Below are 26438 nucleotides of genomic sequence, written 5' to 3'. Positions count from 1 at the left end.
TTTATTTCACAGATTCCTCCAGCTTCTTCAGAGCTGGAATCTGGTGCTCTGGTATGATTGCAAAATCGCAATTGCTGAATCCATCAAATAAATCTATTAACTCTATCTTATACCTTCTCAATTCGGCCGCTGCTGTATTGGCCATTAATACATCATAATTGATTGCTTCGTTTATCCCCATTTCTCTTAGCTCGTGTTTATAGTGTTCGATCATGTCATTTTCGTTTAAAGGAGCCTCAAATGCATGGATTTTCAGCATTTTGATAATTGCCTGGGCAAATTCTTCAATGGGAGTCTCAGCATCCAGGCGGAATACAAAGCCTTCTTTCAGCAGTTCTTCCAGCCATTCATCATAAAAAACATAGAATTCATCCAGGCTTGAATCTATCGTTAAGTGTTTTATTTTGTCTGTTTTTATTTCATATTTTCCATTTGTTATGATTTCATTTATGCTGTAATATATGTCAGGCGATGTTTTTCCCTGCTCGAATACAAGATCATATCCGTCGTAATCACAGGGAATTTCAAATAATTTAAAAAACGGATCTATTTCTTTTTTTCTGAATAATTTCATATTCCTGTCTCCAAATCTTATACAATTATGTAATTATATTTGCTGTTCCTATTCAAATATATCACCGTTTGAGTTAAAATAATTCTAACGGATGACGAAGATAGTATATCATAGACAGCGTCCTGTTAAAAGGAGAAAGTACAGTAAAATGCAGCAGTGAAATCGGATGAATTTTGCTGATAAAGCGAGTGGAATCAATTATTTTGCCCAAACAGGGTATTTCCATGGTTTGGGTGGTATGATAAAATTAGGGGCAAGAGCAATCATGTGATACAGGGGGCCGTTTGGATAGCAGGATGGAATGGAACAGAGTGAAAAATGAGCTGTTAAGCTCGGTAAATCAGGTTGAGATTTTCGAAAAAGAGATCACTACAGATAGAAATGATACAAGGATAGAGGCGATTCGAAATAATACGGACTCTATCGTGATCAATAAATATTTAAGGCTGTTAGGGGCAGGAAAGAGTCCCTATGAAAATGTTCATTTATTCAATCAGGAAGCCGAAAAAGCATTTGGAGAGAAAAATGACATTGTGGCGTATGATGCTTTTGGCGGTCTTTTCGCTGTCAAAGGAACCATTCAGTATTTTGCGCCTGACACCCTTGAATGGGAAAATACAGAGAAGGATGGCGATGATTTTGTACGCTGGCTGGCAAGCGGAAGCTTAAGGGGATTCTATTCCTGTTTTCTTTGGGATAAGAGCGAAGAGGTGATAAACCGCCTGCAGCTGGGCCAGGGAATTCTGATGTATCCCTTTTTATGGGCGAAGGAATGTGACATTGATGCTGCGGATAAGAAGCTGGTCCCGTACAGGGAGCTGTTGGAGCTGAATGGCGAATTTTATAAAAGCTTTCAAGAGCTGAAATAAACGGGGAGTTTACAGTTATGCATAAAGAGATTGAAGGTGTAATTACAGAGATTTATATAAATGGAAATTAAAGAGCTTTTTGCTTCATGCTGGTGCAGGGAGCTCGAATTTATTTCAGATTTGGTAAACTCCGTAGAAAAAATGTGCACGAATGTAATGCATCATGATTCGGCTGGAGAACCTTCGGCAGATATTGTATTTCAGTTCAGAAGGTTTGTGAAGGAGAATTTTAAGGTCCAATATAGTTCTGTCCTTTCTATCAGTAAGCTGTGCGGTTTTTATTATCTCCAGCATGAATTTTCTGTAGATAATCAAGATGTGGACGGACTATTTCCGGAACTGGATGGATTTGGGGAGGGGAAAGCTGCGAAGTGAAGATTACAGGCGACAGAGGACAAGTGCAGATTGAAGACGAGGGAAATATCGCGAGATTTTACGGGGAGCTTTGCAGCAACGGCTTTTATGCGGACGCCGGGTCTATCCTCTGGCTTAAGAAAAAGGGGGAAGCGACGGAAGAGGACAGGCTTAACCTGATCCATAAGGTCATAAGGCATCAGCAAAACGACAGCTTTAAAATATTGTTTTCTGATGATGAGGGACGCCTGCTGTTTGAAGAGGAGCTTGGGCTGAAAATACAGGCCGGTTGGCCAAAGCTCGGTTATTATGTGCTCATGGCTGCAGTGCTTGTTGGCCTGTGGCTCCCGATCCTGCTGATGGAAATATTGGATCTGGCCGATCCGTTGTTTCGTATAACGTTCGAGCTCCCCAGTGTCGTACTTACAGGGCTGATTCTTATTTTCGGATTTGGGATAGGGCGGTTCAGGATTACGGCTGAAGGGAACAGGATTACCGTCAGGCCTGCGGCAGGAAGGAAATACAGCTTTTCTGTATCCGAGATTACGAAGATTGTCCGCAGAACGGATGCGGCAGATATTTGGGACGTACGGAAAATAACAATAGATACAGAGTCAAAACGGGTATCGGTAAATTCGTTTATGGCGGGGATAGAGGAGCTGGACGCTTATCTTATCAAACATGTTGGTTCAGAAAAAATCATTACGAAAGGATTTGGAAAATGAATCAAATGCACCAAATAGTGGCTGGTGTTTTGCGTGCTCCACGGGCAGGCAGGAGGCAAACATGAGAGTGATTCGTCTGGGCAGAGAAAATCTGGATGTTGAGCTGTCAGGTACTGCATACCGGATTTGCGGTGCAATTGGAGGGGGCACTGGTTTTTCTGCCTTCGCAGAAGAAATCTATAAGATAGAGGAAAGAGAGCAGTCCGTACCTGTGGGAGAAAGGCCTGTATTGTCCGAACTGGACGGCCAGGAGAAGCTGTGGGTCAGGGAAAAGGTCTGCGAGGAATGGGAAAGGACAAATCCGGGCTACGATATTGCTTTTTACGATGAAGAGGGGAACCTGCTGTGCAGGGCGGATCATAAAATGCGGGTACTGACCGTCTCGCGTTCCTGTCTGGAAATCCATATGGATGGGACAATCGTGCGCTTTGACGGGGACCTGGGGAGAAGAGGATTTACTGCGCTGGCAGCCTCCATGACATGGCTGTGCCCGGATGAACGGAAGGCGCAGGAGGGGGAATTTGAGACCTATGTCAAAAAATTTAAGGCAGGGTACAGGGCCCTGCCCAGGAAAAGCCGGCTGCGCATTATTTTTGCAGATGATAAAGGAGGAAGACAGGGATGAGGACACTTTTGAAAAACGGGACAGTCGTCAATGTATTTACCGGGGAAATAGAAAAGGCGCAGGTCCTGTTGGAAAATGAGAGAATTATTGGCGTGGGAGACTATTGCAGTCAGGATGCGGACGCCGAGGAGGATCTTACCGGAACATATATCTGCCCGGGCTTTATCGACGGTCATATCCATATAGAAAGCAGTATGCTGCTTCCAGTGGAATTTGCGAAGGCGGCCCTTCCTCACGGGACGACGGCGGTCGTGGCAGATCCTCATGAAATTGCAAATGTATGCGGCGCCGAAGGCATTCAGTTTATGCTGGAGGCCAGTGAAGGCCTGCCGCTGACGGTATATATCATGATTCCCTCTTGTGTGCCGGCCACGGAATTTGACGAATCGGGTGCCAGCCTTGGAGCGGAAGAGATCCGGCCATTTTACGGGCATCCCAGAGTGCTGGGACTTGGGGAGGTCATGAGCTATCATGCAGTCGCAGATGGGGATGAGAAGCTCCAGAAAAAGATAAATGACGCCCTGGAACGGGGACTTATCGTGAACGGGCATGCGCCTCTTCTGACTGGCAGAAAGCTTGACCGGTATATTGCTGCCGGTGTGGGAGACGATCACGAATGCTCTTCGGCGGAAGAGGCCATGGAGCGCATTCGAAAAGGGCAGCGCGTTTTGATTCGGGAGGGAACGGCGGCCCGAAACCTGAAAGAGCTTCTTCCGCTGTTTGAGGAGCCTTTTGCGGGGCGCTGCCTTCTGGTGACGGATGACAAGCATCCTGCAGATCTTCTGGAACGCGGGCATATCGACGATATCATCCGCCAGGCTGCAGCTATGGGAAAGGATCCGGTTACGGGAATCCGGATGGCGACGATTCAGGCGGCAGAATATTTCGGGCTCCGGCGCGTGGGGGCCGTAGCCCCGGGATACCAGGCAGATTTGCTTGTGCTCAATGATTTGGAGCGTGTGGCGGTTCGGGACGTCTATAAGGCGGGGCGCAAGGTGGTTTCCGAGGGAAGGGTTCTGCCATTTTCAGAGCCTGAGGTCTCTCCGGAGCGGTGGGAGGCAGTAAAAAGCTCCTTCCACGTAAAAGAGCTTTCGGCGGCAGATTTCCGGGTGGACGTCCATGGAAAGCACGGCTGCAGGGTCATTGGGCTTGTGAAGGGAGAGCTGCTGACAGAGGAGCGAATTCGGGAGATAGATTTTGATTCCGGGAACGGAATTGATACAGAACGGGATATCCTGAAAATCGCAGTGATAGAGCGGCACCGGAACACCGGGCATATCGGTCTTGGCTTTATAGAAGGCACAGGCGTCCGCTGCGGGGCACTTGCCTCTTCTGTCTCCCACGACTCCCACAATCTGATTGTGATCGGAGCAGACGAGGGAGACATGGCGTTTGCGGCGAATCACATCCGCAGTCTGGGAGGCGGCATGGCTGTGGTAAGGGATGGAAGAGTGGTTGAAGAGATGCCCCTTCCTTATGCCGGGCTTATGACGGGAAGGGCTGCAGCGCAGGCGGCTGCGGAGAATGAACGGGTCCGGGCAGGCGCACACGCGCTGGGTGTGCCGGCGGACAGAGAATTGTTCATGACCATGTCCTTTATCAGCCTTCCCGTGATTCCGCATCTGAAGCTTACGACGATGGGGCTGGTGGATGTGGACAGGCAAAGGCTGGTTCCCCTGTCTGTGGGGCAGACGGCAGACGGGCAGCAGTAAGGTCCTGAGAAAGACCTTGCCGGCTTGCTGTATAAAATACAATCTGGAAATTCTGGAATAAGTCTTCCAGCTTCTGTATATAATGGAAATAGCATAAATACAGGAGGACAAGACTATGGCACGACCCAGAACAAAAGCAAGAAAATCCTATGAGGAGCTTCTGGAAGAAAACGCGGAAAGGATTCGAAAGCATACAGAAGCCCTGCAGTCTCTTGAGAAGGAGCGCAAGGAGCTCCAGGCAGCAAAGCGGGATGAGGAAATTCAGGAGCTTTATCAGTACATGCAGGCAAACGGTCTTTCCGCCCAGGAGGTTTTGGAGAGCCTCAAGGAAGCGCGGCCGGAGGAGATCGCTTCTTAAGGCCCTGTAAGGCTTTGAAGCAGCCGGCGGCTCTTTGATACCTGCGGGCCGCCTGGCGCCTCCGAACCACTTTGGCGCCATTCCACAAAGCAGGGTTGTACTTTTTCGCGGGGGTATGGTATAATACCGGCAGGTATTATACCGCGCCGCATGGCAGCGCAGGAAAGCTTTTGGGAAAGGAGGAGCCTCATGACCTGCAAGGAAGCAGAACAGATGGTCATGCCATATATCAACGATGAGCTGACAGACAAGGAGCTGGAGGCTTTTCTTGACCATGTCTACAGCTGTAAATCCTGTTATGAGGAGCTGGAAATCTATTATACTCTGTATGCGGGGCTTGCGCAGCTGGATGGAGAGAACGAGGGGCAGGACATGCATAATCTTCTGCAGGAGGCCCTGTATGCCTCGGATCAGAGAGTCCGGGGAAGAAAGCTTTTCAATATCTATTATGTGTTCTCTCAGGTGTTGGCTATGGCGGCGCTGACCGCAATGATTGTGACGGAGATTTTGAAATTATGAGTGAAAAAATTCTGCTGGTGGATGGACACAGCATTATCAACCGGGCGTTCTATGGCGTAACGGATCTGACGAATTCCGAGGGCCTTCATACGAACGCTATTTTTGGGTTTTTAAATACACTTTTTAAGGTGCTGGATGAGGAAAAGCCGGACTATCTGACGGTGGCCTTCGATGTAAAGGCGCCGACCTTCCGCCATAAGCTGTACGACGCTTATAAAGGGACGAGAAAGCCTATGCCGGAAGAGCTGCATGAGCAGGTGCCTGTCCTGAAGGATGTGCTGCATGCCATGGGGATTCAGACCATGGAAAAGGCAGGCCTGGAGGCGGACGATCTTCTGGGAACTGTGGCGAAGCGCAGTGAAAAAAAGGGCATGGAGGTAACGGTGCTCTCCGGCGACCGGGATCTTCTGCAGCTTGCGACAGAGCATATCCGAATCCGCCTTCCCAAGACGAAGGGCGGAGTCACGGAGACGGAAAACTATCATACGCAGGATGTGATCGACCGCTATCAGGTGACACCGCTGCAGATCATTGAGCTGAAAGCGCTGATGGGAGATTCGGCGGATAATATCCCGGGTGTGCCAGGAATTGGGGAAAAGACCGCTACCAATTTGATTGTTCAGTATGGAAGCATTGAGAATGCCTACGCCCATGTGGAAGAGATTAAGCCAAACCGGGCTAAGGAGGCGCTGCGCGCCCATTATGACATGGCTCAGATGAGCAAGACCCTGGCTACTATCGATATTGACTGTGATTATGATTATGACTGGGAGGCGGCCCGCCTCGGGGATATTTATACGGCGGAAGCATACCAGCTGTTAAAGAAGCTGGAATTCAGAAATATGCTTTCCCGTTTTTCTGTGGAGGCCCCTGCCAACGAGAGGATAGAGAAAAATTTCCGGATGCTGCCGGAGCTGGGAGAGGCAGAGAATCTCCTGACACGGGCAGAGGGCGTAAAGCGCCTGGCCTTTGCGCTGCTTAGGGAGGAAGGGCATGTGCTGGCGCTTTCCCTGACTCTTTCGGAGGAGGAGACGTATCTGATTCCGGTACAGGGATTTCTGACGGAAGGATGGCTTTTGGAGCGTCTGGTCCGGATCCTTGAGGGAGCGGATGAAATCGCCTGTCTGCGGCTGAAGGAAGAGCTTTCCTGCCTGGATGCGGCTATGGAAGAGGAGGGAATTTCCCTGGGGCCGGATACGGAGACCGCGTTCCGGGATGCGGAGATCGCGGCGTATCTTCTGAATCCCTTAAAGGACAGCTATTCCGTCGAGGAGCTGGCAAAGGAGTGTCTGCAGCTTGCGATTCCCTCCCGGGCAGAGCTGTTTGGAAAAGAAAGCCTTGCTCAGGCCATGGAAGAAAAGCCGAAGGATTTTCTGTCCTATGGCGGCTACTCCAGCTATGTGCTTTATCAGTCTATGCCAGTCCTTAAGGAGCGTCTGCAAAAGGCCGGCATGGAAAAGCTGTATCAGGAGATGGAGATGCCCCTCGTTTTTACGCTGTACCGTATGGAGCGGGCCGGCGTCCGTGTGGATGCGGAAGCGCTGAAGGCCTACGGGGACGAGCTGGGTGTGCGGATCGGAGAGCTGGAGACGAAGATTTACGAGGAGGCAGGAGAAACCTTTAACATCAATTCTCCCAAGCAGCTCGGCGTGATCCTCTTTGACAAAATGGGGATGAAGGGCGGCAAAAAAACGAAGACCGGATATTCTACCTCGGCGGACGTGCTGGAGAAGCTGGCTCCGGAGCATCCGATTGTGGCAGATATTCTGGAATACCGCCAGCTTGCCAAGCTGAAATCCACCTACGCGGACGGTCTTGCCGCATATATCGGGAAGGACGGGCGGATTCACACGACCTTTCAGCAGACGATTACGGCTACGGGGCGCTTAAGCAGCGTGGAGCCGAACCTGCAGAATATTCCCATCCGGATGGAGCTTGGAAGAAGGATCCGGAAGGTATTTATTCCAAAGGAGGGAAGCATCCTTGTGGATGCGGACTATTCCCAGATCGAGCTCAGAGTGCTGGCGCACATGTCGGGGGACGAAAACCTGATTCAGGCGTACCGGGAAGCCCAGGATATCCACAGGCTGACGGCCTCCCAGGTATTTCATGTGCCCTTCGACGAGGTGACGCCTCTTCAGAGAAGAAACGCGAAGGCAGTGAATTTCGGAATCGTATATGGAATCAGCTCCTTCGGGCTTTCTCAGGATTTGAGTATCACAAGAAAGGAAGCCCAGGAATATATTCAAAAATATTTTGAGACATATCCGAAGATTAAGGAATTTCTGGACGGCTGCGTGGATAAGGCAAAGAAGGACGGCTATGCGGAGACCATGTTTGGCCGCAGAAGGCCGGTGCCGGAGCTCAAATCCTCGAATTTCATGCAGAGATCCTTTGGAGAGCGTGTGGCGATGAATGCGCCTATCCAGGGCACGGCGGCAGATATCATCAAGCTGGCGATGAACCGGGTGGACAGGCGGCTTCGGCAGGCTGGCCTGAAGTCGCAGCTGCTTCTGCAGGTTCACGATGAGCTCCTGGTGGAGGCAGAGGAAGCGGAGCTTTCTCAGGTGAGAGAGATCCTTGCAGAGGAAATGCAGGGGGCAGCGGAGCTTTCGGTGCCGCTGGAGATCGATATGAAGCAGGGGATGAACTGGTATGAGGCCCACTGACGCAAAGATGGCTGTGATCGGAATCACAGGAGGCATAGGCGCAGGGAAAAGTACAGTCTTAAATGTCCTCTCAGCCCTTCCGGGCGTGCGCGTGGAGGAGGCTGACCGGGTGGGACACCTTGTAATGGAGCCCGGAACGGAGGGCTTTCAAAAAATCCGGGAGCATTTTGGAGCGCAGGTGTTGGATAGGGATGGCCGGATAGACCGGCGCACCCTGGCTGAAATTGTATTTTCGGACAGGCAGGAGCTTGCCTGGCTGAACAGCGTGATTCACCCGGCAGTGAAGGAATGGTTCCGCCGGGAGATCCGACTGGAACGGGAAAGAGGAAGGCTCCGGCTGTTTATCATAGAAGCGGCGCTTTTGATCGAGGATCATTATGAAGAGCTCTGCGAAGAATTCTGGTACATCGATACAAAGGCGGAGCTGCGGAGAGAACGGCTGAAAGCATCCAGGGGCTATTCCGATGAGAAGATAGACTCCGTGTTCCGCAGTCAGCTGACAGACGCTGTGTTCCGGCAGCACTGCCAGGAGACGGTGGACAACAGCGGGACTCCGGAGGAGACGGCGGCCCGGGTGAGGGCGCTGCTTTTGAAAAAAGGACTATACGAAGGAAAAGGAGATACAGATAAATGAGAATGTGCAGTATCGCCAGCGGAAGCAGCGGAAACTGTATCTATGTGGGTTCAGACAATCATCATATTCTGATTGACGCAGGGATCAGCGGAAAGCGCGTGGAAGCGGGGCTTCGTGAGCTGGAGCTTTCCGGAAAGGATATCGACGGGATTCTTCTGACCCATGAGCATTCCGATCACATCAAGGGGCTGGGCGTACTGGCCCGCAAATATGGGGTTCCGATTTACGCCACACCCGGGACGGCGGGCGCTGTGAAAGCCATGAGCGGCCTTGGAAGGATTGACGACAGCCTGTTTGTGGAAATCCACGCAGATCAGGATTTCCAGATAGGGGATTTGAAGGTTTCCCCTTTTCATATTTCCCATGACGCGGCGGAGCCGGTGGCCTACCGGATTGCCTGCGGAGAGAAAAAAATGGCTGTAGCTACGGATTTGGGAGTTTATACGGATTATACGGTTGAGCACCTGAAGGGGCTGGACGTACTTCTTCTGGAGGCCAACCATGATATACATATGCTGCAGGTGGGAGCTTATCCCTATTATCTGAAGCAGCGAATTTCCGGCGATTTGGGACATCTCTCCAATGAAACGGCGGGAAAGCTTCTGTGCGAGGTGCTTCATGATGATTTAAAGGCAATCGTGCTGGGACATCTGAGTAAGGAAAACAACTATGCGGAGCTGGCCTATGAGACGGTGAAGCTGGAAATTACACTGGGAGACACGCCCTATCAGCCGGGCGATTTTCCACTGAGCGTGGCAAGCAGGGACGAGAGATCGGCCTGCATCGCGATATAAAGAGATAAAAGAAACATCCAAACCAATAAGGAGGAGCGTTATGAAAAGAACTGTTATTACCGTAGTAGGAAAGGACGCAGTAGGGATCATTGCCAAGGTGTGCACCTACCTTGCCCAGAATGGAGTCAATATCCTGGATATTTCCCAGACCATTGTCCAGGGCTTTTTCAATATGATGATGATTGTGGATACAGGAAATGTGAAATCCTTTGAAAATCTCTCCCATGAGCTGGAGCAGATCGGTGATGAGATCGGCGTGGTGATCAAATGCCAGCACGAGGAAATCTTTGACCGGATGCACCGGATTTAATGCCTGATTCCCGAAAGCAGCGGGGATGAAACGGAAAGGAGAGGCCATGATTAATTTATATGAGGTAAGAGAAACGAATCAGATGATTGAGCAGGACAACCTCGATGTGCGCACTATCACGCTGGGGATCAGCCTGATGGATTGCATGGATGCGGATCTGAAAAGGCTCAATCAGAAAATCTATGATAAGATTACGGCAGTGGCAAAGGATCTGGTGCAGACAGGAAAGGCCATTGAGAGCGACTATGGAATTCCGATTGTAAATAAGCGGATTTCTGTAACTCCGATTGCACTTGTAGGCGAAGCGGCCTGTAAGTCCCCGGAGGATTACGTGACGCTTGCCAGAACCCTGGACCGGGCGGCAAAGGAGGTAGGCGTCAATTTCATCGGCGGCTATTCTGCGCTGGTATCCAAGGGGATGACAAAGGGAGAGGAGAATCTGATCCGCTCCATTCCGGCTGCCCTTGCAAATACTGACAGGGTCTGCAGTTCTGTCAACGTAGGCTCCACAAAGACAGGCATCAACATGGATGCGGTACGCCTGATGGGCGAAATGATCGTAAAGACGGCGGAGTATACGAAGGAAAAGGATTCCCTGGGCTGCGCGAAGCTGGTAGTGTTCTGCAACGCCCCGGATGACAATCCGTTTATGGCAGGCGCTTTTCACGGCGTCACCGAGGCAGACGCTATTATCAACGTGGGCGTCAGCGGCCCGGGCGTAGTCAAGCATGCACTGACTAAGGTACGGGGAGAGAGCTTTGAGGTGCTCTGTGAGACCATCAAAAAGACAGCCTTCAAGGTTACCCGCGTAGGCCAGCTGGTAGCGCAGGAAGCCTCCAGGCGCCTTGGCATTCCCTTTGGCATCGTGGACCTTTCCCTTGCGCCGACTCCGGCCATCGGAGACAGCGTAGCTGAGATTCTGGAAGAGATCGGCCTGGAGCGCTGCGGCGCGCCGGGTACGACGGCAGCCCTGGCCATGCTGAATGACCAGGTAAAGAAGGGCGGCGTTATGGCTTCCTCTTATGTGGGCGGCTTAAGCGGAGCGTTTATCCCGGTCAGCGAGGATCAGGGAATGATTGACGCGGTGAAGGCGGGAGCCCTGACCCTGGAAAAGCTGGAGGCTATGACCTGTGTCTGCTCGGTTGGCCTGGATATGATTGCGATCCCGGGCGATACGAAGCCCAGTACGATTTCCGGTATTATCGCGGATGAGATGGCGATCGGCATGGTCAACCAGAAAACCACGGCTGTCCGCCTGATTCCTGTGATTGGAAAGGGCGTCGGAGAGATGGTGGAATTCGGCGGTCTCCTCGGTTATGCGCCGATCATGCCTGTGAATCAGTTCTCCTGCGAGGCCTTTGTAAGCCGGACAGGACGGATTCCTGCCCCGATTCATTCCTTTAAGAATTAAGCGCCGGATAGAGACAGCACAGCACGGAGGATAAAATGAAGACATACAAGCATCTTGTCTTTGACATAGACGGTACAATTATAGATTCTGCGGATATCAATATGATCTCGCTGCAGGAGGCAGTAAAGGAGCTGCGGGGAGAGACGATGCCGCTGGAGGACCTGTATTTTTCCTTTGGGATTCCGGGCATCCGCGCGATGGAAATTCTGGGATTTCCGGATCCGGCGGAGGCCCTAAGGGTCTGGCTCCGGCATTATGCAGCCTGCTCAGAGAGGCTGGGCATGCCCCTGTTTCCCGGAATGCGTGAGGTTTTGGAGAAGCTTCACAGAGAAGGCGTTTCCCTGGGGATCATTACCTCAAAGCTTCGGGAGGAATACGACGATCACTTTGGAAGACGGGGGCTTCTGGAGCTGTTTCCCTGTGCGGTGACTGCCAGCGATACGCCAAAAGGAAAGCCCTATCCGGATCCCATGCTGGAGTATCTGAGGCGTACCGGGGCCAGTCCGGAAGAGGTGATTTACTTTGGAGATACAGCCTACGATATGGACTGCGCCAGAGCCGCAGGCGTCGATCAGGCGCTGGTGCTCTGGGGCTGCCTGAATCCTGAAGGCATCGAGGCCACCTGGCGGCTGGAACGGATAGAAGAAATTCCACGCTTTGCCGGATTGTAAGGAGCCATTTTTCATCAGCCTTCTCAAATGCTATAAGAACATTCGCCATGGAGTGCCCGGAGGGAGGCAGTTACCATGCTGCCTCGTGTGCATCCTCCGAATGATAAGGTATTACGACAGGGGAGCGGGTATACTCGTGAATCAGGGCCGAACCGTTTTGCCCTGCTTTGGCAGCCTCATATATGTGAGCCGCAAATACATCCTGATCAAAAAGGGCAAGCTGCTCCTGGGAAAGAATACGGGAGGCGTCCGCCGTTTTCACAAGAAGCGGCGAGGCGCTTCCCTTTTTGATAGCAGCAAGCAGAGGCTGAGAAGCCTCGCGGAAGCCGAGGACACGCAGATACACGGGCCAGCCGGCCGCCTTCCTGGCGTCCAGATCTGCCTGCTTTAAATTCAGCAGGATATGGCAGAGAGCGCGGGTGATGCGTGTGTGAGTGATTTGGCGGGTCTTCAGAAGATCTGCAAACTCCTCAGCGTCTGTGAACTGAAAGCGGCAGTTTTCGATCCGTGCCGCCAGATCTTCGCCCACATCCTGAAAGGCAGCCAGTTCAGCCCGGGGCAGCGACAGCAGGCGGTAGAGCAGGATGGAGGAAAAATCATTCAGCCGAAGCGGACGGTGCGCTGCCAGAGCCTTTGTTAAAAGCAGCTGTGAGGCAGGCGGAAGCTGGGCGCAGACAGAAGCCGGGAGAATTCCGGGAGCCTCAGCGTCAGGAGAAACAGGCTGGCGGCAGGCTTCATATATGGCGTGGCGAATCGCAGAGGCAGAAGCCATCTTTGCATTCAGCGACAGATCATGATAGCCGGCAGAGCACCGGCGGAGCGTCAGGGGACGGATGGAGCTTTTCCTGCGGATCAGGGCGCGACAGTATTCGACGCCGAGAATATTATTGGGATCGTCGAGAGGGGAGGAAGCCCGGCGGCAGTCTGCGTCGCTGGCCTGGCAGGGCAGAATCCGCTCTGTGAAATTCCGGTACTCCTCTGCGGCACGGCTTCTGGCTGCCGGAAAGCTCATCCCCTGGCGCAGATAGCCCTGAAGAAGCTCCCGGTACGCAGGCGGCTCCTCTTCAAAAAGCCTGGCGTAGGACAGAAGCGTGTCCAGATCGCCCGATTCGCTCCCGAAGCAGAGGACATCCACGCAGCCAAGCGCTTCCAGTATGGAAACCGCGCCCTGGGCGAAAGCCTCGGCGCTGCCCGCAGCGTAGGAGATGGGCAGCTCGATTACCAGATCGGCGCCTGACCGCAGAGCCATTTCAGCCCGTATATATTTGTCTGTGACAGCGGGATATCCTCTCTGCACGAAATCGCCGCTCATCACGATGACGGCATAGTCTGCGCCTGCAAGCTCCTTTGCCTTTTGAAGCTGATAGGCGTGTCCTTTGTGGAAAGGATTGTATTCTGCAATGATTCCGACGGTTTTCATAGGGCTGCTCCTTTAAAATGATTTTATATATCTTACCACAGAGGAGGAATGTAGGGCAAGGAGGCAGCAGGCCTTTGCAGATGATTTCAAATTGCGGGATGAAAATAGATTAGAGGACTTCTGGAGATTTCCAGCTGACGGGAAATATGGTATAATAAAAAAACCAAGAAACCGGAGGACAATAGTATGCTGGAAGAATTAAGAGAACAGATGCTTGCAGAACAGGCGGAACAGATTGCGAGACTGCAGCTTAGAAATGAGATCAGGACAGCAGGGCTTATCATATGGGGCGTGCTTCTGCTTGGCTGGGTGATTTTCTGTTTTGTAAAGCTGATGAAAGATTTACATAATTCGGAATCCATGAAATCCGGGGAGATTGCGTTTACCTGTGAGACATGCGGCGCGTCGTTTCAGGTTTCCGCAGATTCTCTGGCCCGGCACCCGTTTACGCCGGTGAAGACAGTTCGCACAGGCAGGACAATCCGCCAGTCCCGAAGGCTGTCCTGTCCTTATTGCAGGAAGAAAACGTGGTGCAGGCAGGACATGGCACAGTCGTACCAGATTGGCATGGGCAGCCTTGGAGAAGCTGCGGGGAAAAATCTTTTCCGCTTTCTGATTGGAGCCCTGGTTCTGTCGGCGGCGGGAGGCGTCTTTTTCCTGGCTCTCAATATTATTTTTTGATGACGGTTTCCACCTGCATGGTGGATGGAGAGGGGGAGCTAAATTGGGCAATCTGTATATAGGAATTTTCTTTTTGTGCTTCTCTCTTTTTCTGAGATTCTATTCTCCAAAAGAAAGAGGGAATATGCTGGGGTATAAGTCACCTCAGCTGAGAACGCGCAGGCGGGTATGGTTCTGGTCCAACAGGTGCTTCGGAAATCTGGCGCTGGCAGGCTCTGCGGTGTATTTGACAGTCAGCACAGCTTTTCTGGCGGCGGGGAAAACAGAGTGGCTGGATGAAGTAAACCGGTATATCATTCCGTATCTCCTGCTCAGTATAGTAGTTACGGAAATCTATACGTTTATCCGGGTACGCAGGAAGGAATGAGAGGACAGCCCCTGCGGGAAAGGAACGAAAAAGAATGGATATTTGTCTGCACTACAGGGAAGAGGGAACAGGATTTCCGCTGATTTTGCTGCACGGAAACGGAGAAAATGGAACGTATTTTGAGCATCAGCTGGCGTATTTTTCAGGGAAATTCCGGGTGATAGCCGTGGATACCAGAGGGCACGGGCAGTCTCCGAGAGGAACGGCAGCCTTTACCATCAGTCAGTTTGCCGATGATCTGAACGATTTTTTGGAGCAGATGGAGATTCCACAGGCGGTACTCCTTGGATTTTCCGATGGGGCAAATATTGCCATGCGGTTTGCGCTCCGGTACCAGGACAAGGTAAAGGCCCTCATCCTGAATGGAGGAAACCTGGATGCGGGAGGAGTAAAAAGATCGGTGCAGCTCCCGATTGAAATAGGGTATCATATGACAAGGCTGTTTTCCGGCATATCGGCAAAAGCCCGAAGGAATCACGAGATGCTTGCTCTGATGGTAGACGATCCCAATATAGAGCCGTCAGAATTGGGGGCGGTTCATGTCCCGGCGCTTGTGATTGCAGGGACAGAGGATATGATAAAGGAAGAAGAAACCAGGCGGATTGCAGCGCATATTCCCGGCGCAAGGCTGAAATTTATCAAGGGTGATCACTTTATCGCGGCAAAGGCGTATGAGAAGTTTAATGAAGCGGTGGATGAATTCCTGAGCAGCCTGACGTATGAGAGAAGATGAAAATGGGAATGAGTAAGCGGCTGGTACAGGACAGGAAAGGTGGGCGCAGGCAAGAAGATGCTTTGGAGAAAAGCCTTTTTTATCTTCCCTTGTACGCAGAGCTTAACTCGGAAAATCTGGCTGTATCGGACATGACTCCAGAAGAAGCGCCCCGGTGGATTGCGTGTTTGGAAAAGGAGTAAATGTTATTGTGGAAAAATCTCCCGAAGGGGAGATGTAAAAGAAAAATGTAAATTTATGGTTGACATGACGAGACCTGTCTGTTATCTTCAAGATAAGTGAAAAATCTTCTGGCTGTCTCAGGAGCATTAGCTCCGGCAGCTGGAATTTCTGGCAGTTCGCCGACATTTTCACAGGAAAAAATTAATAGAGTTAAGCGGATGCCGGAAAATGAAGGCAAGTGAGGACAGCCTGCCTTTCCATAATACAATACGGAAGCCTTTGTTTTCCGGTGCAATCCGCTGGAAAGTGAGGCAAGGCATGAAGGAAAGCAAAAGGAAGAACCGGAAAAGAAGCCTGGAGGATCTGAATGTTATCGATGATTTTTTGATGAACGCGGCTGCATCTGAGCCGGAGGGAGGGGCCGAGTTCTGCCGGCTGCTTCTTTCTACACTTCTGGAGCGAAAGATTGGAAAGGTGCAGGTAAATGTGCAGAAAATGATTCCTGCCTATACGCCGGGGCTCCGCGGGATCCGTATGGATGTAGAGGTTGTGGAGGAGATGGAACCGGTGCTTCAGGTTTATGACATTGAGCCATGCATGTATGAGACAAAGACGGAAAATCTGGCGAAGCATAACCGTTTTTATCAGGGACGGATTGACGGACGTTATCTGCAGAGCGGAGAATGGGATTTTTCGAAGCTGCCGAATCTGTATGTGATTATGATTCTTCCCTATGACCCCTTTGGAAAGGATTATATGATGTATCAGATTCAGAGTAGGTGCAAAGAGGTGCCGGAGCTTGATTATCCGGACGGGTTAATGTATATTTATTTTAATACCAGAGGGACAAAGGGAGGAAGTCCGGAGATTCGGAAGATGCTGGATTACCTTCAGAAAAGTACGGCAGAGAATGTAACAGGAGAGACCCTGCAGAAGATTCACCAGCATGTTGTGAAGGTGAAGGAGCAGCCGGAGGTGAGGGAAGAGTATATGCTGTTGGAAGAAAAAATGTATTATGAGAGGAAAGCAGCAGCCAGAGAAGCAGATTTGAAACGGAGAAAGGAAGATATTCTGGAGCTGTTGGAAGACTATGGGAAAATACCGGAGGAGCTTCGCGAGATAATCGAAGCAGAAGGAGAGACGGAGGTGCTGACACGCTGGCATAAGCTTGCAGCCCGCTGCGGAAGTCTTTCTGTCTTTGAAAAGCGGATGTGGGAAGGGAGCGAGTAAGAAGGGATATAATGAAAACGCAGATGGAAAGGTTTTTCAGCCCTGCCGGCTCTGCGCCTCATTGCTTGGGAAAGGAGTAAATGGTATCGTGGAAAAAAGAATTTCCCGGAGAGTAAGCGCAGAGGAGGAAGGAATGTCCCTGGGACAGTTTCTGCGTTCCTGCATGTCCTTGAGCAAAAAGGAGATCAGCCGGGCCAAGTTCCTGGAAAATGGCATCTGTGTAGACGGAGTAAGGAGAAAGGTCACGGCAGTTTTGGAGGCGGGAGAATTCGTGGAGGTACAGCTTGAGACAGGAGAAAGGACTTCGCTCCAGCTTGGAGCTTCGGACAAAGAGCTGGAGGTCCTCTATGAGGATGAGGATGTGATAGTTCTGAATAAGCCCGCGGGCCTGTCTGTCCACCCTGCGGGGAGGGGGACCTTTCACGGAGATACGCTGGCGAACCGTCTGGCCTTTTATTTGCGTGAAAAAGGAGAGGACTGCGTGATCCGGATTCTTGGACGGCTGGATAAGGACACTTCCGGCGTAGTCCTGGCGGCAAAAAGCCGGACAGCATCTGCCCGGCTGGAGCAGCAGAGAGAGGCGGGAATACTGAAAAAGACTTATCTGGCTGTGGTACAGGGCGTACCGCAGGAGAGCGAAGGGGAGATCCGCGTTTCCCTGGGACCGGATCCGGAAGACAGAACACGAATGCGCGTATGTCAGGATGGGAAAACGGCGCAGACATACTATCAGGTTTTGAAGACATTTCATGGCGGAAGAGAGAATGGAATAGAGGACGGAAGAGAAGCCGGGGAGAGGGCAGGGAAAGAGGAAGAAAGGGCAGTCTGCTCCCTTGTCCGTCTTTGCCTGGCTACAGGCCGGACCCATCAGATACGGGTACATATGGCGTATATCGGCTGTTCTCTTCTTGGGGATCCGCTGTATGGAAGCGGCAGCGCTGCCGCAGGCAGCGGCTCCCCGGAGGCAGAGAGGAGAGCTCTGATAGGTCGTACAGCTCTCCATGCGTCGGAGCTTGTATTCTGTCAGCCCTTTACCGGGAGAAGGCTTCGGGTTTCGGCGCCGCTTCCGAAAGACATTGCCAGGATCCTGAATTTTGTGGTAGAATAAATCCGGCTGCTGTTCCGGGGGAAAACGTGTGCGGCGGGTTGCCGCAGAGCGGAGCAGAAAACGGAACAGCCTGCAGCGAAGAGAGGATTTATGGGAAAATCATTATATATAGCGGAGAAGCCCAGCGTGGCCCAGGAATTTGCCAAAGCGCTGAAGCTGAACACCTCCCGCCGGGACGGATACCTGGAAGGGGAGGACAGCATTGTGACCTGGTGTGTGGGGCACCTGGTGACTATGAGCTATCCGGAAGCATACGATGAGAAATTAAAAAAATGGAGCCTGCAGACTCTGCCGTTTCTGCCGGAGGAATTTAAATATGAGGTCATTCCCTCTGTAAAGAAGCAGTTTGAGATTGTGAAAGGGCTGCTGAACAGGCCGGACGTGGAGACGATCTATGTCTGCACGGACTCCGGGCGGGAAGGAGAGTACATTTACCGGCTGGTAGAGCAGATGGCGGGCGTCCGGGGAAAAAAGCGCCGGCGCGTCTGGATTGATTCTCAGACGGAAGAAGAGATTCTGCGCGGCATCCGGGAGGCGAAGGACCTGTCCGAATATGACAATCTGGCCAGCGCGGCTTACTTAAGAGCTAAGGAAGATTATCTGATGGGAATCAATTTTTCCCGTCTTTTGACCCTGAAATATGGGAATACGATTTCCAGTTACCTGAATACAAAATATACTGTGATCTCTGTGGGCCGTGTGATGACCTGCGTGCTGGGCATGGTGGTCCGGCGGGAAAGGGAGATCCGGGAGTTTGTAAAGACGCCGTTTTACCGGGTGCTGGGCGATTTCGGACTTCACGGAAGAAGGTTCGAGGGAGAATGGCGGGCTGTATCCGGCTCGGCCTTTTGTGAGCCGCACAGGCTGTATAAGGAGAACGGTTTTAAGAAAAAGGAGGATGCGGAAGGCCTTATCCGTTTTCTGGAGGAGGAAAAGCCCCCGCAGGCCAGGCTGTTTTCTGTGGAGAGAAAGAAGGAAAAGAAAAATCCGCCCCTTCTTTTTAACCTGGCGGAGCTGCAGAACGAGTGCTCCCGGCGGTTTAAGCTGAGTCCTGACGAGACCCTGCGGGTGGTTCAGGAGCTCTACGAAAAAAAGCTGGTCACCTACCCGAGAACGGACGCCAGAGTGCTTTCTACGGCGGTGGCAAAGGAAATCGGAAAAAATCTTTCGGGACTTAAGTCTTATGGAAAGGTATCGCAGTTTGCGTCGGAGGTTCTGGCGGGAACATCCTGGAAGGGAATTGCAAAGACCCGGTATGTCAACGATAAGCAGATTACAGACCACTATGCAATTATTCCTACCGGGCAGGGGCTGGGAGCTTTGAAAAGTCTGGCGCCTGTATCTGAGCAGATTTATGAGGTGATCGCGCGCAGATTTCTGGGGATTTTTTATCCGGCGGCAGAATATCAGAAGGTACAGCTGGTGACAGAGGTACGGGAAGAGCGTTTCTTTTCCAGCTTCCGTGTGCTGCTGAAGGAAGGCTATCTGCGGGTACAGCCCCAGGCTCCTGACAGCTCCAAAAAGAAGAGCGAGGAGGATGAGACTGAGGACGTACGCGTGGACGCGGAATTTCTGGAGCTTCTGAAGGGGTTGAAAAAGGGAGATTCCGTGGAAGCCTCCGGTTTTCGGATCAAGGAAGGCGAGACCTCGCCGCCGAAGCGCTACAATTCCGGATCTATGATTCTGGCTATGGAGAACGCGGGACAGCTCATTGAGGATGAAGAGCTGCGGGCCCAGATCAAGGGCAGCGGAATCGGAACCAGCGCCACCCGTGCGGAGATTCTGAAAAAGCTGGTGAACAATCAGTACATAGCTCTGAATAAAAAGACGCAGATTATCACGCCTACCCTTCTCGGGGAAATGATTTACGATGTGGTTCGGGCTTCCATTTACAGCCTTCTGAATCCGGAGCTCACGGCGAGCTGGGAAAAGGGGCTGACCCAGATGGCGGAGGGAACCATCACCGAGGAGGTCTACATGCAGAAGCTTGAGAAGTTTATCACCGACAAGACTACAAATGTGCTGAACGCAGATTACCGGAGGGCCTTATGTCCCTGCTTTGACGCGTCGGCTAAATTTTATAAAAATAATAACAAGAAAAAGGAGCAGGAAAAGAAATGAAAGAACTGGAAGTAAAGGAACTCTATACCCTGTCTGAGACTCTGGCCGCGCCGCTTCTGTCCAAGGTTACCTATCCGTGGGAAGCGCTGCCGGAGATTGGAGCCTTTATTCTGGAGCTTGGCAAGAGCTTAAGCGAGGAGGAATATGAGAAGCGCGGAGAAAATATCTGGATCGCACGTTCTGCGAAGGTAGCGCCTACGGCTTCCATCACAGGCCCCTGTATTATCGGAAAGAATACGGAGGTACGCCACTGCGCGTTCATCCGTGGAAACGCACTGGTGGGCGACGGAGCGGTCGTCGGCAATTCCACGGAGCTGAAAAATGTGATCCTGTTTAACAAGGTTCAGGTACCGCACTATAATTACGTGGGAGATTCCATTCTTGGCTATAAATCCCATATGGGTGCAGGCTCCATTACTTCTAACGTCAAGTCGGATAAGCTGCTGGTTAAGGTGCATACACCGGAGGGAGATATTGAGACGGGAATCAAGAAGTTCGGCGCCATGATCGGCGACGAGGTGGAGGTAGGCTGCGGTTCCGTCCTGAATCCGGGAACTGTCATTGGAAGAAATTCAAATATTTATCCGCTTTCCTCCGTAAGAGGCGTCGTTCCTGCGAACTCTATCTACAAAAAGCAGGGCGAAGTAGCAGAGAAGAGATGAGCCAGAGAGAGGCGTCGATGCCTTTTTCCGGGGGCGCCTTAAAATGGATTGCGATTTTTACCATGCTGGCAGATCATATTGGGGCCTGCCTGCTGGAGATTTTTGTGCTGAATTATTATGGGAGCTCTCCGCTGGCCGGACAGGTGGATAACCTGTATTTCTGGGCGAGCCTGGATGCAGTTCTGCGCAGAATCGGAAGGATAGCATTTCCGATCTTCTGCTTTCTTCTGGTGGAAGGAGCGCTTCACACACGCAATTCCCGGAAATATCTGCTGCGGCTTTTGGCCTTTGCGGTGGTATCGGAGATTCCCTTTGATCTGGCCCTGCATAACACACCGTTTTTCTGGGGAACACAGAATGTATTTTTCACCCTGTTTCTTGGCCTGCTGGTGATTCTGGTGTTTCAGAGGTACCCGGCAGACGCCTGGAAGGGAATGCTGGCGCTGGTGGTGCTGGCTTCTGCTGCGGAGCTGTGCGGTACGGATTATGGAGCGGTTGGCGTAGCTGTGATTGTGGTCATGTACCTTCTGCGGGATCGGCTCCTGGCTGCCGCCAGTCTCTCGCTGGTTCTGCTTGTGCTGCTTTCCCGGCTGGAGCTTTATTGTATTCCGGCGTTTCTGGCAATCGCGCTTTACAATGGAAAGAGGGGGCGCCAGCCCAAATATTTTTTCTATGTGTTTTATCCGGTGCATCTGCTGCTCCTGTGGGCCATAGGGAACTATGTGCTGCCGGTATGGATGTAGGAGGGCTGCCAGGCTGCAGAACAGCCGGATCAGGCGCCTGCACAACAGTGGGATTCGACGGCTGAAGAGCAGTATAAATTTCCTTGACAACCGGGCTGGCATCCGCTAAGATAATAAAGGTTTTGGACTTATATAAATTCATAATAGGTTGAATGTTTCTACCAGCTGCCGTAACAGTTGACTATAAGCCGCCCTGTCAGGGGAAGCTATATACTGTTTCAGCAGCTGGTTTTTTCTGGCGGAAAAGCAGCTCCGCGCCGCGCGGAAAACGGCGGGCGGCGCAGCAGGAGCGCATGCTGCCGGCGCAGATGAGAAGGAGGTATTTTATATGAGAAAAACAGATGTATTGATTATTGGAGCGGGGCCTGCGGGAATCTTTACGGCCCTGGAGCTTCTGAAAAACGGAAGCAGGAAAAGCATCACGATTGTGGAAAAGGGAAGACCGGTGGAAAAGCGGTCCTGTCCCAAGACAAGGACGAAAAAATGTGTAAACTGCAAGCCCTACTGCAATATTACAACGGGATTTTCCGGCGCAGGCGCATTTTCCGATGGAAAGCTGTCCCTAAGCTATGAGGTGGGCGGCGATCTGCCCTCCCTGATTGGCGAGGACTTTGCCCAGGAAATGATCCATTATACGGACAAAATTTATCTGGAATTTGGCGCGGACACGAAGGTGGAGGGCGTCGGCAATGAAAAAGAGGTAAAGGACATCCGGAAGCGGGCCATCCAGGCTGGCCTGAAGCTCGTAGACTGCCCGATCCGCCATCTGGGAACAGAGAAGGCGCAGGAAATCTATTACCGGATAGAGCAGTATCTGCTGGAAAAAGGGGTGGAAATCCTTTTTGGCTGCCACTGCCGGGATCTGATTGTAGAGGATGAGGTCTGTAAAGGGGCGGTCCTGGAGGACGCCGCGAAGCAGACAGACGAGCAGGTGATTTATGCAGAGCATGTGATTGTGGCTACCGGAAGAAAGGGAGCTGACTGGCTGGAAAAGCTCTGCGAGCAGCATGATATCGCCCATGTGCCCGGGACCGTGGACATCGGTGTGCGCGTGGAGGTCCGCAATGAGATCATGGAGGATGTGAACAACATTCTCTATGAATCAAAGCTCATCGGCTATCCGCTGCCGTTTAAAAACAAGGTTCGTACCTTCTGCCAGAATCCGGGCGGCTTTGTGAGCCAGGAAAACTACGACAACGATCTGGCAGTGGTGAACGGCCACTCCTACAAGGACCTGAAATCCCAGAATACCAACCTGGCGATCCTGTGCTCCCACAATTTTACCTATCCGTTCAACCAGCCTATTGCCTATGCACAGAAGGTAGGGGAGCTGACAAATATGCTGGGGGATGGAAAAATTCTGGTGCAGCGCTACGGAGACATCCTGGGCGGCAAGCGTACCTGGCAGAAGGAGCTCTCCCAGTCCAACGTCCGTCCCACGCTGCCGGATGCGGTGGCAGGAGATATTACGGCGGCCATGCCTTACCGGGCCATGACGAATATTATCAACTTTATTCAGGCTGTCGATCATGTGGTGCCGGGCTTTGCGGCCAATGAGACGCTTCTCTATTCGCCGGAGCTGAAATTCTACAGCAACCGCATCAAGATGACGCCGGATTTTGTGACGAATATCAAAGGACTTTACTGCCTTGGTGATTCCAGCGGCTGGACCAGAGGGCTGATGATGGCCTCTGTTATGGGCGTTCTGATGGGCAGAAGGCTTTCCGGAGAGTAGTGGCGGATATCCCGTATTTTTCGGATGAGATTTCCAGTTCGCCGAAAAAAACACTGGACGAATTCCAGATATTATGAGAAAATATAATCAAATGCGACAAGCCGGGATCTAAGCCGCCCCGGCGTCGCTGATTAACTTAATTTGAAAGGAGTTTTATAATGATTTATTCACATGAAGTTGAAAAAATGTGTCCGGTAGCTCAGGGCGTAAATCATGGCGCTGCTCCGATTCCGGAAGAAGCAAAGTGGGTACAGGCAAAAGAGATCAAAGACATTTCCGGCCTGACACACGGCGTAGGCTGGTGCGCTCCGCAGCAGGGAGCCTGCAAGCTGACTCTGAATGTGAAGGAAGGCGTCATTCAGGAAGCGCTGGTTGAGACCCTCGGCTGCTCCGGTATGACACACTCCGCAGCTATGGCTGCAGAGATTCTTCCGGGAAGAACACTTCTGGAGGCTTTGAATACCGACCTCGTATGTGATGCAATCAACACAGCTATGAGAGAGCTGTTCCTTCAGATCGTATACGGACGTTCCCAGTCTGCATTTTCTGAGGACGGACTTCCGATCGGCGCAGGCCTGGAGGACCTTGGAAAGGGACTTAGAAGCCAGGTTGGAACCATGTATGGAACTCTGAAAAAAGGACCTCGTTACCTGGAGATGGCAGAAGGCTATGTAACTGGCATCGCGCTGGACGAAGACGATCAGATCATCGGATACAAGTTTGTAAACCTTGGAAAGATGACCGACTTCATCAAGAAGGGCGACGACCCGAACACTGCATGGGAGAAGGCCCAGGGACAGTACGGACGTGTAGATGACGCTGTAAAGATCATCGACCCGAGACAGGAATAATCGAGGAGGTAAGAAAATGGCTTTATTTGAATCATATGAAAGAAGAATTGACAAAATCAATCAGGTTTTGAACAGCTATGGCATTGCTTCCATCGAGGAAGCTGAGAAGATCACAAAGGATGCCGGACTGGATGTATACAACCAGATCAAGGGCATTCAGCCGATCTGCTTTGAGAACGCATGCTGGGCTTACATCGTAGGTGCCGCTATCGCAATCAAGAAGGACTGCCGCAAGGCTTCCGAGGCTGCTGCAGCCATCGGAGAGGGCCTTCAGGCTTTCTGTATTCCGGGTTCTGTAGCAGACCAGCGTAAGGTAGGTCTGGGACATGGAAACCTTGGAAAGATGCTTCTGGAAGAGGATACCGAGTGCTTCTGCTTCCTGGCAGGCCATGAGTCCTTCGCAGCCGCTGAGGGCGCTATCGGTATCGCAGAGAAGGCAAACAAGGTTCGCCAGAAACCGCTGCGCGTTATCCTGAACGGTCTTGGAAAGGACGCTGCTCAGATCATCGCACGTATCAATGGATTTACATATGTAGAGACACAGTATGACTACTACACCGGCGAGCTGAAGGAGGTATTCCGCAAGGCATACTCCAACGGACCCCGTGCAAAGGTAAACTGCTACGGCGCAAACGACGTACGTGAAGGTGTTGCCATCATGTGGAAGGAGAACGTAGACGTTTCCATCACCGGAAACTCCACGAACCCGACCCGTTTCCAGCATCCGGTAGCAGGCACCTACAAGAAGGAGCGCATCGAGGCTGGCAAGAAGTACTTCTCCGTTGCTTCCGGCGGCGGTACAGGACGTACTCTGCATCCGGACAACATGGCAGCAGGACCGGCTTCCTACGGAATGACCGATACTCTGGGCCGTATGCACTCCGACGCTCAGTTCGCAGGCTCCTCCTCCGTTCCGGCTCACGTAGAGATGATGGGTCTGATCGGCGCAGGAAATAACCCGATGGTTGGTATGACTGTAGCTGTGGCTGTTTCCATTGAGGAAGCTGCTAAGGAAGGCAAGTTCTAAGGATATCCATTTGTTTATAAACGGATAAGTTGAGAGGGCGCTGTGATCCAAGAGATTACGGCGCTTTCTTTATGCTGAAATGTGGTTAATCCTGGGCTAAAGCAGTTTCGGTTGAAAATATTTTTTGTAAATTATAATTGAGTTACATAAGATATGCCTTGGAGGTGATGTGCGCGTGGCAATCAGTAATGAAGCTGTTTTGAGCAGTGAAAAAAATTTTACTGTCTTTCGATTTGACGGACATATAATCCGTTTCAGGGCGCCGTATTCTCTGGAACGATATACAAAAGTGAAGGAATGGGATCAGGGATATCTTGTTGTAATGGCAAAATACAGACACAAGGATAAAGAAGAGGAAGAGTACATCGATCTGGTTCCGATTCTGGAAAATTTATATTTTGATTCCAGGGCTTTTTTAGCTCCAATCAAGAAAGTGAGGCTGGCAGATGACGGATGTGAAGAAAGTGGCGGATGAAGCGGATACTATCTGTATTTTACATCCCACTGTGTTATCGAATGTATGCACCGTTCACGCAAGCGATAGGAAATTAACCGAATCAGGCTCAGCGAAATTTTTTGTCCGAGAAAATGGAGACACTGTTTTACAGAGCAGAGGCATTCTGAATGACAGAGAAATCCGCATTATACAGGGATTTATAAAGCAGAATTATCAGGAAATGCACTTAAAGTGGGCGGAGTATAGCGCAGAAGGATTTTACAACAAATAATGAGAGTCATTTTAATCACCGTCCTTATGCTTTGAATTATTATTTCTATCTTCCTTCATACTTTTATCCAATTCAGCTTGACGGTCGTGAGTTGATATCTGGTTTTGATGCAAGAAGGGCAAGGAATGGGTTTAGTTTTAGCGGATAGTGACTTGGATAAAAGAGAATGGGAGTGAAATTTCAACCCTTGGGATTTTTTGGATCTTGGAAAAACTAATGGAACATTCTGACAATCTATGATACGATTTCTTCGTTACCTCCCCAAATCTGGTGACAGAAAGGGGGTGTGCAACGTGGAATTCCTCATATCTCTTATTATCGCTGTCATGGCGGGTGTGATTAGCCATCTCATCTGAAATGGCTGGACAACGATAAAAAAGACAGGTAACCAGCCTATGGCTTAAGCCACCATAAAAAACGGCATAGAAAACCCCGGAGGTTGCGTCTCCGGGGTTTTTGTCGGTGTCCAACATGGATACCTCATATCTCTTAGCCTACTGGCATTATAGCATATGCAGTTTTTAAATGCAAGATTCGTTTTAGCTTCAATTTAGCTTCAATTTTAGCTGTAAGTGTTCCATAGGTCATATATTTTGTAAATCAAAGTGAGACATGCCAATCTCATACACGTCCGGGAAGCACATG

The 26438-nt window shown here is 51.1% G+C and carries 28 protein-coding genes and 1 riboswitch; of the genes, 26 read left to right on the top strand and 2 right to left on the bottom strand.

Annotated elements, in window-relative coordinates; all coding sequences use genetic code 11:
• Nucleotide 1: 1 nt before the first annotated feature.
• Entirely contained in the window at nucleotides 2-574 is a 573-nt protein-coding gene (locus B5E77_RS07845; protein ID WP_087164819.1) for a hypothetical protein, read from the bottom strand.
• A gap of 284 nt (nucleotides 575-858) precedes the next feature.
• Between B5E77_RS07845 and B5E77_RS07840 the strand changes: the two genes are divergently transcribed.
• The 13 genes from B5E77_RS07840 to B5E77_RS07780 all read left to right on the top strand — a co-directional run bounded on the left by B5E77_RS07840 (nucleotide 859) and on the right by B5E77_RS07780 (nucleotide 12225).
• Nucleotides 859-1443 carry a DUF2625 family protein gene (locus B5E77_RS07840; RefSeq protein WP_143468600.1) on the top strand — a complete coding sequence of 195 codons (585 nt, stop codon included), beginning with the start codon at nucleotides 859-861 and terminating at the stop codon, nucleotides 1441-1443.
• 60 nt (nucleotides 1444-1503) lie between these two features.
• Nucleotides 1504-1818 (top strand): hypothetical protein, encoded by a 315-nt coding sequence (locus B5E77_RS07835; RefSeq protein ID WP_087164817.1) that lies wholly within the window; start codon nucleotides 1504-1506, stop codon nucleotides 1816-1818.
• Complete coding sequence (locus B5E77_RS07830) at nucleotides 1815-2522, top strand: hypothetical protein (protein WP_087164816.1); 708 nt, start codon at nucleotides 1815-1817, stop codon at nucleotides 2520-2522. The genes B5E77_RS07835 and B5E77_RS07830 overlap by 4 nt, the downstream gene beginning before the upstream one ends.
• A 61-nt stretch (nucleotides 2523-2583) precedes the next feature.
• Complete coding sequence (locus B5E77_RS07825; RefSeq protein WP_087164815.1) at nucleotides 2584-3147, top strand: hypothetical protein; 564 nt, start codon at nucleotides 2584-2586, stop codon at nucleotides 3145-3147.
• Nucleotides 3144-4859 (top strand): adenine deaminase, encoded by a 1716-nt coding sequence (gene ade / locus B5E77_RS07820; RefSeq protein WP_087164814.1) that lies wholly within the window; start codon nucleotides 3144-3146, stop codon nucleotides 4857-4859. Before B5E77_RS07825 ends, ade begins: the two co-directional genes overlap by 4 nt.
• 115 nt (nucleotides 4860-4974) lie before the next feature.
• Nucleotides 4975-5217 carry a hypothetical protein gene (locus B5E77_RS07815; protein ID WP_087164813.1) on the top strand — a complete coding sequence of 81 codons (243 nt, stop codon included), beginning with the start codon at nucleotides 4975-4977 and terminating at the stop codon, nucleotides 5215-5217.
• 189 nt (nucleotides 5218-5406) lie between these two features.
• Nucleotides 5407-5736, top strand: a complete 330-nt coding sequence (locus tag B5E77_RS07810; RefSeq protein ID WP_087164812.1) for an anti-sigma factor family protein — start codon at nucleotides 5407-5409, stop codon at nucleotides 5734-5736.
• Nucleotides 5733-8405, top strand: a complete 2673-nt coding sequence (polA, locus tag B5E77_RS07805; protein WP_087164811.1) for a DNA polymerase I — start codon at nucleotides 5733-5735, stop codon at nucleotides 8403-8405. The genes B5E77_RS07810 and polA overlap by 4 nt, the downstream gene beginning before the upstream one ends.
• A complete protein-coding gene (gene coaE, locus B5E77_RS07800; protein ID WP_087164810.1) occupies nucleotides 8392-9039 on the top strand; it encodes a dephospho-CoA kinase in 648 nt (215 codons plus the stop codon). The genes polA and coaE overlap by 14 nt, the downstream gene beginning before the upstream one ends.
• Complete coding sequence (locus tag B5E77_RS07795; RefSeq protein WP_087164809.1) at nucleotides 9036-9833, top strand: MBL fold metallo-hydrolase; 798 nt, start codon at nucleotides 9036-9038, stop codon at nucleotides 9831-9833. Before coaE ends, B5E77_RS07795 begins: the two co-directional genes overlap by 4 nt.
• Before the next feature lie 40 nt (nucleotides 9834-9873).
• On the top strand, nucleotides 9874-10143 hold the full coding sequence (locus tag B5E77_RS07790) for an ACT domain-containing protein (protein WP_087164808.1): 270 nt from the start codon (nucleotides 9874-9876) through the stop codon (nucleotides 10141-10143).
• A gap of 46 nt (nucleotides 10144-10189) precedes the next feature.
• Nucleotides 10190-11554, top strand: a complete 1365-nt coding sequence (locus tag B5E77_RS07785) for a PFL family protein (protein ID WP_087164807.1) — start codon at nucleotides 10190-10192, stop codon at nucleotides 11552-11554.
• Between the two features lie 35 nt (nucleotides 11555-11589).
• Nucleotides 11590-12225: an HAD family hydrolase gene (locus B5E77_RS07780; RefSeq protein WP_087164806.1), complete on the top strand. Its 636-nt coding sequence runs from the start codon at nucleotides 11590-11592 to the stop codon at nucleotides 12223-12225.
• A 70-nt stretch (nucleotides 12226-12295) separates the two neighbouring features.
• On the opposite strand, the gene B5E77_RS07775 is transcribed toward B5E77_RS07780, so the two are convergent.
• Nucleotides 12296-13645 (bottom strand): tRNA(Met) cytidine acetate ligase, encoded by a 1350-nt coding sequence (locus B5E77_RS07775; RefSeq protein ID WP_087164805.1) that lies wholly within the window; start codon nucleotides 13643-13645, stop codon nucleotides 12296-12298.
• Between the two features lie 186 nt (nucleotides 13646-13831).
• Here B5E77_RS07775 and B5E77_RS07770 point away from each other — a divergent pair, with 186 nt between their 5' ends.
• From B5E77_RS07770 to B5E77_RS07705, 13 genes are all read left to right on the top strand, one after another.
• Nucleotides 13832-14326 carry a hypothetical protein gene (locus B5E77_RS07770; RefSeq protein WP_087164804.1) on the top strand — a complete coding sequence of 165 codons (495 nt, stop codon included), beginning with the start codon at nucleotides 13832-13834 and terminating at the stop codon, nucleotides 14324-14326.
• 124 nt (nucleotides 14327-14450) lie between these two features.
• The gene (locus tag B5E77_RS07765; protein ID WP_143468599.1) at nucleotides 14451-14693 is read left to right on the top strand and encodes a hypothetical protein; all 243 of its coding nucleotides are present in this window, start codon (nucleotides 14451-14453) and stop codon (nucleotides 14691-14693) included.
• A 34-nt stretch (nucleotides 14694-14727) separates the two neighbouring features.
• A complete protein-coding gene (locus B5E77_RS07760; RefSeq protein WP_087164802.1) occupies nucleotides 14728-15426 on the top strand; it encodes an alpha/beta fold hydrolase in 699 nt (232 codons plus the stop codon).
• 480 nt (nucleotides 15427-15906) lie between these two features.
• Entirely contained in the window at nucleotides 15907-16818 is a 912-nt protein-coding gene (locus B5E77_RS07750; protein ID WP_143468598.1) for a hypothetical protein, read from the top strand.
• Between the two features lie 88 nt (nucleotides 16819-16906).
• Nucleotides 16907-17926: an RluA family pseudouridine synthase gene (locus tag B5E77_RS07745; protein ID WP_143468597.1), complete on the top strand. Its 1020-nt coding sequence runs from the start codon at nucleotides 16907-16909 to the stop codon at nucleotides 17924-17926.
• Nucleotides 17927-18016: 90 nt separating this feature from the next.
• Nucleotides 18017-20047 (top strand): DNA topoisomerase, encoded by a 2031-nt coding sequence (locus B5E77_RS07740; RefSeq protein WP_087164798.1) that lies wholly within the window; start codon nucleotides 18017-18019, stop codon nucleotides 20045-20047.
• Nucleotides 20044-20709: an acyltransferase gene (locus tag B5E77_RS07735; RefSeq protein ID WP_087164797.1), complete on the top strand. Its 666-nt coding sequence runs from the start codon at nucleotides 20044-20046 to the stop codon at nucleotides 20707-20709. Before B5E77_RS07740 ends, B5E77_RS07735 begins: the two co-directional genes overlap by 4 nt.
• A complete protein-coding gene (locus B5E77_RS07730) occupies nucleotides 20706-21452 on the top strand; it encodes a TraX family protein (protein WP_242963670.1) in 747 nt (248 codons plus the stop codon). The genes B5E77_RS07735 and B5E77_RS07730 overlap by 4 nt, the downstream gene beginning before the upstream one ends.
• Nucleotides 21453-21560: 108 nt before the next feature.
• A riboswitch (purine riboswitch) is annotated at nucleotides 21561-21656 on the top strand.
• A gap of 124 nt (nucleotides 21657-21780) precedes the next feature.
• Entirely contained in the window at nucleotides 21781-23187 is a 1407-nt protein-coding gene (locus tag B5E77_RS07725) for an NAD(P)/FAD-dependent oxidoreductase (protein ID WP_087164947.1), read from the top strand.
• Nucleotides 23188-23345: 158 nt separating this feature from the next.
• Nucleotides 23346-24038 carry an iron-sulfur cluster assembly scaffold protein gene (locus B5E77_RS07720; protein ID WP_087164796.1) on the top strand — a complete coding sequence of 231 codons (693 nt, stop codon included), beginning with the start codon at nucleotides 23346-23348 and terminating at the stop codon, nucleotides 24036-24038.
• A 16-nt stretch (nucleotides 24039-24054) separates the two neighbouring features.
• Nucleotides 24055-25065: a GGGtGRT protein gene (locus B5E77_RS07715; protein ID WP_087164795.1), complete on the top strand. Its 1011-nt coding sequence runs from the start codon at nucleotides 24055-24057 to the stop codon at nucleotides 25063-25065.
• 169 nt (nucleotides 25066-25234) lie between these two features.
• Complete coding sequence (locus B5E77_RS17785; RefSeq protein ID WP_442911328.1) at nucleotides 25235-25540, top strand: DUF7724 family protein; 306 nt, start codon at nucleotides 25235-25237, stop codon at nucleotides 25538-25540.
• Entirely contained in the window at nucleotides 25512-25793 is a 282-nt protein-coding gene (locus B5E77_RS07705) for a hypothetical protein (RefSeq protein ID WP_242963679.1), read from the top strand. Before B5E77_RS17785 ends, B5E77_RS07705 begins: the two co-directional genes overlap by 29 nt.
• The last annotated feature ends 645 nt before the right edge of the window (nucleotides 25794-26438 follow it).

Origin of the sequence: Lachnoclostridium sp. An131, assembly GCF_002160825.1 — a bacterium.
Classification (GTDB): Bacteria; Bacillota; Clostridia; order Lachnospirales; family Lachnospiraceae; genus Laedolimicola.
Note: the sequence above shows the minus strand (reverse complement) of the source record. Positions and strands in the feature narration are given on the sequence as shown.

Bases quoted from the DNA above. Each gene is read 5' to 3' on its own strand.
- B5E77_RS07845 (WP_087164819.1), bottom strand. From the start codon at position 574: ATGAAATTATTCAGAAAAAAAGAAATAGATCCGTTTTTTAAATTATTT.
- B5E77_RS07835 (WP_087164817.1), top strand. From the start codon at position 1,504: ATGGAAATTAAAGAGCTTTTTGCTTCATGCTGGTGCAGGGAGCTCGAA.
- B5E77_RS07825 (WP_087164815.1), top strand. From the start codon at position 2,584: ATGAGAGTGATTCGTCTGGGCAGAGAAAATCTGGATGTTGAGCTGTCA.
- ade (WP_087164814.1), top strand. From the start codon at position 3,144: ATGAGGACACTTTTGAAAAACGGGACAGTCGTCAATGTATTTACCGGG.
- B5E77_RS07815 (WP_087164813.1), top strand. From the start codon at position 4,975: ATGGCACGACCCAGAACAAAAGCAAGAAAATCCTATGAGGAGCTTCTG.
- B5E77_RS07810 (WP_087164812.1), top strand. From the start codon at position 5,407: ATGACCTGCAAGGAAGCAGAACAGATGGTCATGCCATATATCAACGAT.
- polA (WP_087164811.1), top strand. From the start codon at position 5,733: ATGAGTGAAAAAATTCTGCTGGTGGATGGACACAGCATTATCAACCGG.
- coaE (WP_087164810.1), top strand. From the start codon at position 8,392: ATGAGGCCCACTGACGCAAAGATGGCTGTGATCGGAATCACAGGAGGC.
- B5E77_RS07795 (WP_087164809.1), top strand. From the start codon at position 9,036: ATGAGAATGTGCAGTATCGCCAGCGGAAGCAGCGGAAACTGTATCTAT.
- B5E77_RS07790 (WP_087164808.1), top strand. From the start codon at position 9,874: ATGAAAAGAACTGTTATTACCGTAGTAGGAAAGGACGCAGTAGGGATC.
- B5E77_RS07785 (WP_087164807.1), top strand. From the start codon at position 10,190: ATGATTAATTTATATGAGGTAAGAGAAACGAATCAGATGATTGAGCAG.
- B5E77_RS07780 (WP_087164806.1), top strand. From the start codon at position 11,590: ATGAAGACATACAAGCATCTTGTCTTTGACATAGACGGTACAATTATA.
- B5E77_RS07775 (WP_087164805.1), bottom strand. From the start codon at position 13,645: ATGAAAACCGTCGGAATCATTGCAGAATACAATCCTTTCCACAAAGGA.
- B5E77_RS07770 (WP_087164804.1), top strand. From the start codon at position 13,832: ATGCTGGAAGAATTAAGAGAACAGATGCTTGCAGAACAGGCGGAACAG.
- B5E77_RS07765 (WP_143468599.1), top strand. From the start codon at position 14,451: ATGCTGGGGTATAAGTCACCTCAGCTGAGAACGCGCAGGCGGGTATGG.
- B5E77_RS07760 (WP_087164802.1), top strand. From the start codon at position 14,728: ATGGATATTTGTCTGCACTACAGGGAAGAGGGAACAGGATTTCCGCTG.
- B5E77_RS07750 (WP_143468598.1), top strand. From the start codon at position 15,907: ATGAAGGAAAGCAAAAGGAAGAACCGGAAAAGAAGCCTGGAGGATCTG.
- B5E77_RS07740 (WP_087164798.1), top strand. From the start codon at position 18,017: ATGGGAAAATCATTATATATAGCGGAGAAGCCCAGCGTGGCCCAGGAA.
- B5E77_RS07735 (WP_087164797.1), top strand. From the start codon at position 20,044: ATGAAAGAACTGGAAGTAAAGGAACTCTATACCCTGTCTGAGACTCTG.
- B5E77_RS07730 (WP_242963670.1), top strand. From the start codon at position 20,706: ATGAGCCAGAGAGAGGCGTCGATGCCTTTTTCCGGGGGCGCCTTAAAA.
- B5E77_RS07725 (WP_087164947.1), top strand. From the start codon at position 21,781: ATGAGAAAAACAGATGTATTGATTATTGGAGCGGGGCCTGCGGGAATC.
- B5E77_RS07720 (WP_087164796.1), top strand. From the start codon at position 23,346: ATGATTTATTCACATGAAGTTGAAAAAATGTGTCCGGTAGCTCAGGGC.
- B5E77_RS07715 (WP_087164795.1), top strand. From the start codon at position 24,055: ATGGCTTTATTTGAATCATATGAAAGAAGAATTGACAAAATCAATCAG.
- B5E77_RS07705 (WP_242963679.1), top strand. From the start codon at position 25,512: ATGACGGATGTGAAGAAAGTGGCGGATGAAGCGGATACTATCTGTATT.